General features: G+C 66.1%; 1 protein-coding gene. It reads right to left on the reverse strand.

The genetic code is table 11. The features are described from left to right. The coding region (locus EXE45_RS17890; RefSeq protein ID WP_137695120.1) for a CNNM domain-containing protein at positions 1-466 on the reverse strand (466 nt) is incomplete at both ends.

Raw genomic sequence — 466 nt, forward strand, 5'->3', positions numbered from 1 at the left:
GGAAGATGCGGTCGAGCATCTCGCGCTCCTCCTCGTCGATGACGCCCTCGCGCTCGCCCGTCTCGATGATGTCCTGGATCTCGTCGCGGGTGACGTACGACGACTCGATCGCCGAGCGCCCGCCGGTGATCTTGTTGACGACCCGGGTCAGGTAGTCGAACAGGACCACGAGCGGGAGGAGGACGTACTCGGAGAGCTTCAGCGGGCGGGCGATGCGTAGCGCCCACGACTCGGTGTTCTCGACCGCGTACGACTTCGGCGCGCTCTCGCCGAACAGCAGGACGAGCGCCGTGATCCCGAAGGTGGCAATGGTGACTGCCTGCCCCTGCCCGAGGCCGAGGTAGACGAGCAGCCCGGTGGAGATGGAGGACATCGCGATGTTGACGATGTTGTTGCCGACGAGGATCGTGATGAGGAGCCGGTGCGGGTCGGTCTTCAGCGCCTTCACCGTCTCCGAGCCCGGCAC

It is taken from the genome of Halorubrum sp. SP9 (assembly GCF_005435015.1).
Taxonomy (GTDB): domain Archaea; phylum Halobacteriota; class Halobacteria; order Halobacteriales; family Haloferacaceae; genus Halorubrum; species Halorubrum sodomense.